The sequence below is a fragment of the Mesorhizobium tamadayense genome, from assembly GCF_003863365.1.
Lineage (GTDB): Bacteria > Pseudomonadota > Alphaproteobacteria > Rhizobiales > Rhizobiaceae > Mesorhizobium > Mesorhizobium tamadayense.
On the sequence record NZ_RQXT01000108.1, the window covers coordinates 1 to 6190 of the forward strand.

5 protein-coding genes are annotated in these 6190 nt (G+C 65.0%); 1 reads left to right on the forward strand and 4 read right to left on the reverse strand.

Annotation, left to right across the window (positions count from 1 at the left end):
• Positions 1-88: 88 nt before the first annotated feature.
• Genes EH240_RS36290 through EH240_RS36305 form a run of 4 tightly spaced genes read right to left on the reverse strand, consistent with a single transcriptional unit; the run spans position 89 to position 5226 of the window.
• On the reverse strand, positions 89-1270 hold the full coding sequence (locus tag EH240_RS36290) for a pyridoxal phosphate-dependent aminotransferase (RefSeq protein ID WP_125007150.1): 1182 nt from the start codon (positions 1268-1270) through the stop codon (positions 89-91).
• Positions 1270-2169 carry a homocysteine S-methyltransferase family protein gene (locus EH240_RS36295; RefSeq protein ID WP_125007151.1) on the reverse strand — a complete coding sequence of 300 codons (900 nt, stop codon included), beginning with the start codon at positions 2167-2169 and terminating at the stop codon, positions 1270-1272. The genes EH240_RS36290 and EH240_RS36295 overlap by 1 nt, the downstream gene beginning before the upstream one ends.
• Positions 2166-4619 carry a GcvT family protein gene (locus EH240_RS36300; RefSeq protein ID WP_125007152.1) on the reverse strand — a complete coding sequence of 818 codons (2454 nt, stop codon included), beginning with the start codon at positions 4617-4619 and terminating at the stop codon, positions 2166-2168. Before EH240_RS36300 ends, EH240_RS36295 begins: the two co-directional genes overlap by 4 nt.
• Positions 4620-4638: 19 nt before the next feature.
• Positions 4639-5226, reverse strand: a complete 588-nt coding sequence (locus EH240_RS36305; protein ID WP_125007153.1) for a helix-turn-helix domain-containing protein — start codon at positions 5224-5226, stop codon at positions 4639-4641.
• A 230-nt stretch (positions 5227-5456) separates the two neighbouring features.
• Between EH240_RS36305 and EH240_RS36310 the strand changes: the two genes are divergently transcribed.
• On the forward strand, positions 5457-6161 hold the full coding sequence (locus tag EH240_RS36310) for a nitroreductase (RefSeq protein WP_125007154.1): 705 nt from the start codon (positions 5457-5459) through the stop codon (positions 6159-6161).
• Positions 6162-6190: the final 29 nt, after the last annotated feature.

Below are 6190 nucleotides of genomic sequence, written 5' to 3' on the forward strand. Positions count from 1 at the left end.
CCGAGCTTGGCCAGGTGATAGGCGACCGAGCAGCCGGAGACGCCACCGCCGATGATGACCGCCCTTGCTTTGTTAGGAATGGCCTTGGTCATGCGGCCTCGCGGCGATAGTTGGAAGCAAAGCGGCGCACACGAAGCGCTGCTTCCCGGAGGATAAGCTCAGGCTGACAGAGGCTGATGCGGATGTGGCCGGCGGCGGCTTCGCCGAAGCTCGATCCGGGCATGACGCCTACTTTCTCCCTGTCGAGCAGCCCCCAGGCGAATTTCTCGTCGTCGGGCTCGATGGTCGAGATGTCGAGCATGACATACATGCCGCCTTCCGAACCGCGCACGGTGACGTCGTTGAGGCCACGCAGGGCGTCGAGCATTGCGCCGCGGCGCGCGGCGTAGCGCTCGGCGATTTCCTTGGCGCCATAGTGGTTTTCGAGCGCCTCGGCGCAGGCGATCGAGATGAAGGCCGGCAGGCCGTAGGTCATCACCAAGTTGAGATCGGTCACCAGCGCGATCATCGCTTTCGGACCTGTCAGCCAGCCCATGCGCCAGCCGGTCATGCCGTGGCTTTTCGACATGGAGTTGATGACCAGCGTGCGCTCCGCCATGCCGGGCAGCGAGCGCGGCGAGATGTGCTCGCCGCCGCCGAGCGTCCAATAGACCTCGTCCGACAAGAGCCAGAGATCGTGCTCCTTGCAGATATCGGCCAGCTGCTCGAGCCGTTCGCGCGAGTAGACAGCGCCCGTCGGGTTGTTCGGCGTGTTGATCAGGATGGCACGGGTGTTGGGCTTGAGCGCCGCGCGGATCATGTCTGCGCGCGGCTGGAAGCCGTCTTCCGCCGGCGTCTCGACCACGGTGAAGCTGGCGCCCGCGGCGCTGAAGGTGTTCGGATAGGTGGCGTAGTAAGGCGCGACGACGACGGCGTGGTCGCCTGGATCGAGCACGCCCTGGACGGCGGCATAGAGCGCCGCCTGGCCGCCCGGGGTAGCGATGATCTCGTCCGGTTCCGTCAGGATACCGGTGCAAGCCGTGGAAGCCGCCGCCATCGCCTTGCGCAGGCGCGGCAGGCCGGGCAGGGGCGTGTAGTGGTGGTTGCTGCCGCGGACGGCGTTGACGCAAGCTTCGATGGTTTCGGAAGGGGTGTCGAAGTCGTGGTCGCCGACCGACAGCATGATGATGTCCTCACCGGCCTGCTTGCGGGTCCAGGCGGCGAAGTGGACCTCCCAGCCGTCCTTGCCCGAAGGCACGATGCCGGTAATGCGCTTTGATGGTTTTGGCATCAGGAAACTCCCGAGATCTGGTGGCCGGCCTCGATGAGCCGGTCGCGCAGGGCGGCGATGTGAGCCGGCCCGACTTCGCAGCAGCCGCCGACGATGGCCGCGCCGGCCTTGACCCACACAATGGCCTGATCGGCATAGGCTTGCGCATCGAGGTCGTGGCGCGCATGCAGCACGTCGACCGTGCCGCCATGCTGGAGCGCCTCGACGGAGGTGAAGCCGTTTGCATAGGCGCCGGCGGGACCGCCAAGGGCGATCAGCTCCGGCAATGCGGCGGCAATGGCTTCGGGCCGGCAGCAGTTGAGCAGCCGTGCCGCGACCGGCAGATCGCCGAGGGCGCCAGCCGCGGCTGCGATGCTTTCGCCGCTGCGCAGACGAGGCGTGCCATGATCGGCAAGCGTCCAGGATACCCAGACCGGCTTGCCGCTTTCGGATGCCGCGGTGACCGCGGCGCGCGCCTCGTCGGCGGAGGCCATCGTCTCGCACAGGAACAGATCGACGCCGTCGGCCTGCTCGGCGACGATGCGGCGGTAGATGCCGAGCGTCTCCTCAAAGGAGATGGTCAGCGCCGGTGCGTAACTGCCGAACAGAGGCGAGAGGCAGCCGGCGATGGCGGTGTCACCTGCGTCGTCGCGGGCCTGCTTAGCCAGTTCGATACCGCGCTTCTGCAACGGCTTGAACAGATCTTCCGCGCCTTCGCGCGCCAGGCGCTCGGGCGTTGCCGAATAGGTGTTGATGGTGATGACGCGGGCGCCGGCGCGGATGAATTCCGCATGCAGGTCGCGCACCAGATCGGGCTCGTCGATCAGCACCCTGGCCGACCACAGCGGCGTCGGCTCGGACTTGCTGCGTCGAACCAGTTCCTGGCCCATGCCGCCGTCGGTGAGGATAATGGAGGTCATGCCCGCAGCCTCTCGTTCTTCGGATCCCACAACGGTTCATCTCTTTGCACCACTGCCTTGAAGCGGTCGCCGAAGATCTCGACCTCGACCGCCGTGCCGGGCTCTGCCAGGTCGGAACGCAGCATGCCGAGCGCGATCGACTTGTCGATGCGATGGCCCCAGCCGCCGGACGTCGTCTCGCCGACGATGCTGCCGTCGTGCCAGAGCGTCGACATATAGGGCGCATCGCAGTCGCCGGGGCTCTCGACGACCAGCGTGACGAAGCGTTTCTTCACGCCTTGCTGCTTTTCGTTGAGCAGCGCCGCCTTGCCGCGGAAGTCGGGCTTGTCCCATTTGACGAAGCGCTCGAGCCCGCCCTGCAGGATCGAATAGTCCGTCGACAGATCGCCCTTCCAGGTGCGGTAGCCTTTTTCCAACCGCAGCGAATCCAGCGCATACATGCCGAAGGGTTTCAGGCCATGCTTCTGGCCGGCGGCCCAGACAGTATCGAAGACCGTTGGCGTATCGGCAACCTTGGTGTGGATCTCCCAGCCGAGCTCGCCGGCGAAGGAGACACGCACCAGCTTTGCCCAGCGCCCGGCAATGGTCGTTTCCTGATGCGTCAGCCAGGGCAGCGAGAGATCCGCGACGCAGACCTCGGCAAGGATAGCGCGCGAGTTCGGGCCGGCGAGGATTTGCGTGGAGTATTCCTCCGTGCGATCGGTCAGCGTGAAGGCCGCGTCCGCCGACATGCGCGACTTCAGCCATTCGAAGTCGTGCCACTGCGCCACCGCCGCGGTGATCAGCGTCATCTGGTCCTCACTGTGGCGCACGACCGACATCTCGGTGACGATGCGGCCCTTGTCGTCGGCGAAGTAGACGAGGCCGATGCGGCCGGGCTTCGGCACGAGGCCGGTGACTTGCAGCGCCAGCCATTCGGCGGCGCCCGGACCTTCGAGGTTGAAACGCGAGAAGCCTGGCAGGTCGAGGATGCCCGCGGCGTCGCGCACGGCCAGGCATTCCTCGCGCACGCGCTGCTGCCACGGCCCGTCGCGACGGAAGGTCAGCGTCGATTCTTCCGAAATGTCGTCGCCGGGCTTGCCGTACCAGGTGGCGCGCTCCCAGCCATTATAGGCGTCGAACTGGCCGCCCAGCGCCTTGATGCGATCATGCAGCGGCGAGAGCTTGCGGTCGCGTCCAGCGGGCCAGGCGTGGCGCGGGAACTGGATGGCGTACTCGTTGCCGTAGATTTCCATGCCCTTGGCCACGCAATAGTCGGGCGCCGAAGCAAAGGCGGTGAAGCGGCGGGGATCGCAGGACCACATGTCCCACTCGGTCTGGCCCTCGGTCACCCATTCGGCGAGCACCTTGCCCGCGCCGCCGCCCTGGGCGATGCCGAAGGTGAAGACACAGGCCTCGAACGCATTCGGCATGCCGGGCATCGGCCCGATCAGCGGATTGCCGTCGGGCGCATAGGGGATCGGGCCGTTGATAACCTTCGAGAGGCCGGCGGTGCCGAGGATCGGCACGCGGGCGACGGCGTCGGCAAGGTAATGCTCCAACCGGTCGAGATCGTCGGGGAAGAGCTGGAAGGAGAAATCCTCCGGCATCGGATCGTTGTGGGTCGCCCAATGCGCACGGCAATTGCGCTCGTAAGGGCCGAGGTTCATGCCGGTCTTTTCCTGGCGCAGGTAGTAGGACGTATCGACGTCGCGCAGCAACGGCAGTTTCTTGCCCTGTTCCTTCGTCCAGGCGGCGAGCTCGGGGATCTCCTCGAACAGGATGTATTGATGGCTCATCACCATCATCGGTACTTCGCGGCCGAACATTTTTCCAATCTCGGCGGCGCGGTAGCCGGCAGCGTTAACGACGATCTCGCAGCGGATCACGCCTTGCGGCGTCGCAACCACCCATTCGCCGTTCTCGCGGCGAACGCCGGTGACCGGGCAGAAGCGGATGATCTTCGCGCCCATGTCGCGGGCGCCCTTGGCCAGCGCCTGCGTCAACTGTGCCGGATCGATGTCGCCGTCGCTCGGATCGTAGAGCGCGCCCTTCAGCTCATGCGTCTCGATGAAGGGGTAGCGGCGCTTGATCTCGTCGAGGCCGACGACATCGATGTCCATGCCCTGATAGCGGCCCATGCCCTTGGCGCGCTGGAACTCCTGCATGCGTTCCTTGCTGTGAGCCAATCTCAGCGAGCCGGTGACATGGTAGTTCATCGGATAATCCACTGCCTCGGCGAGGCCGCGGTAGAGCTCGGTCGAGTAGCGCTGCATGTTCATCAGCGACCACGACGAGGAGAAGGTCGGCACGTTGCCGGCGGCATGCCAGGTCGAGCCGGAAGTCAGCTCGTTCTTCTCCAGCAGCACGCAGTCCGTCCAGCCAGCTTTGCAGAGGTGGTAGAGCGACGAAGCGCCGACGACACCGCCTCCGATGATCACCACGCGTGCCGTGGTCGGCAAACCGGCCATGTTCTCCTCCAAATTTAACTCAATACACCGGCGGCGAAACCACCCAGATGACGACTGCTGGCTCGGCGCCAGGATTGCGCCAGCGAAACGGCTTGCCTTCGAAACGGAACGAGTCGCCTTCGTCGAGCCGATGCCAGACGCCACCGATCTCGATCTCGAACGTGCCCGACGCGACATAGCCGGCTTCTTCCGTCGGACGGCGCGCTTCGGTCTTCAACTCTGCGCCGGGCGCGAAGACCGAGCGCAGCATCTCGAAGCTACCGCCCAGGTCGGGCGACAGAAGCTCCTCCACCAGGCCGGATTCGCTTGTGCCAAGCGAACGGCGACTGCCGGCGCGCACGACCACGCCGCGTTCCTTCTCGGCAGGCACGTCATGGCTGAAGAACAGGCTGAGCGGTACGCCGAAGAGTTCGGCGAAGTTCCGCAGGTCGCCGAGCGAAGGGACCGACAAGCCGCGCTCGACCTGGCTGACCCAGCCGACCGAGCGGCCGAGCTTCAGAGCGATCTCGGCCAGCGTCAGCCTGCGGGCCTTGCGCAGCGCACGGATGTCGCCGGCAAGCAGCCGCTCGCCATTGTCCTGCTCCGATCTGACGGCTGTTGAGGTCAATAGTCTCTCTGTTTCGCGTGAAAAAATCTGAACAAATTTCATGAGAGAGCAAGCTCATGAAAAAATCAAGGGGATTTTCATGCGTTGCAAGATTTGCTTGCGCGACTTCGGCGGTTGATGCAAAGGCTCGCCCACGAACGGCGAGTGGGGACGTCCGATCGGGACCAGTTGATTATCTGCGGATGGTCGTTGCGGAAACCGGCTTCCGGCCATGCGTGAAGGGACGGCCCATGCTGGAGAAGAATAGCCGGATCGCCGAGGATGCGGCGATCGTTGATGAGGCGATCACCTCACGCCGGTCCGTGCGCGCCTTTTTGCCCGACATGGTCGACGACGACACGATCCGCGCCATCCTGATGGTCGCGGCAAGGGCGCCGTCGGGCACCAATATGCAGCCTTGGCGGGTTTATGTCACGAAGGGCGAAGTCAAGCAGCGCATCAGCGACGCCATCCTCAATTCGGGCATCCGCGCCGAGAAGGCGGAGTGGGACGAGTACCGCTATTATCCCGACCAGTTTTTCGAGCCTTATCTCAGCCGGCGCCGCGCCAACGGTTTCGGCCTCTACGGCGCGATCGGCATCGGCAAGCGCGAAGTCGACAAGATGCGGGCGCAGCACGACCGCAACTTCATCTTCTTCGACGCGCCCGTCGGCATGATCTTCACAGTCGACCGGCGGCTGAACAAGGGATCGTGGATCGACTACGGCATGTTCCTGCAGAACATCATGGTCGCGGCGCGGGGCAGGGGGCTGCATACCTGTCCGCAGGCAGCCTTCGCGCCCTACCACCGGCAGATCCGACCGGTGCTCAACATTCCCGAGGAGGAAGTCGTCGTCTGCGGCATGGCGCTGGGCTATGAGGACAACTCGAAGCCCGAGAATGAATTCCGCACCGACCGCGCACCGCTCGAGGATTGGGTGACGTTCGCGGAATAGTGCCGGCGCGACCGCGGTCCGATTTGCTA

Coding starts and splice junctions, on each gene's coding strand:
- EH240_RS36290 (WP_125007150.1), bottom strand. CDS start 1,270: ATGCCAAAACCATCAAAGCGCATTACCGGCATCGTGCCTTCGGGCAAG.
- EH240_RS36295 (WP_125007151.1), bottom strand. CDS start 2,169: ATGACCTCCATTATCCTCACCGACGGCGGCATGGGCCAGGAACTGGTT.
- EH240_RS36300 (WP_125007152.1), bottom strand. CDS start 4,619: ATGGCCGGTTTGCCGACCACGGCACGCGTGGTGATCATCGGAGGCGGT.
- EH240_RS36310 (WP_125007154.1), top strand. CDS start 5,457: ATGCTGGAGAAGAATAGCCGGATCGCCGAGGATGCGGCGATCGTTGAT.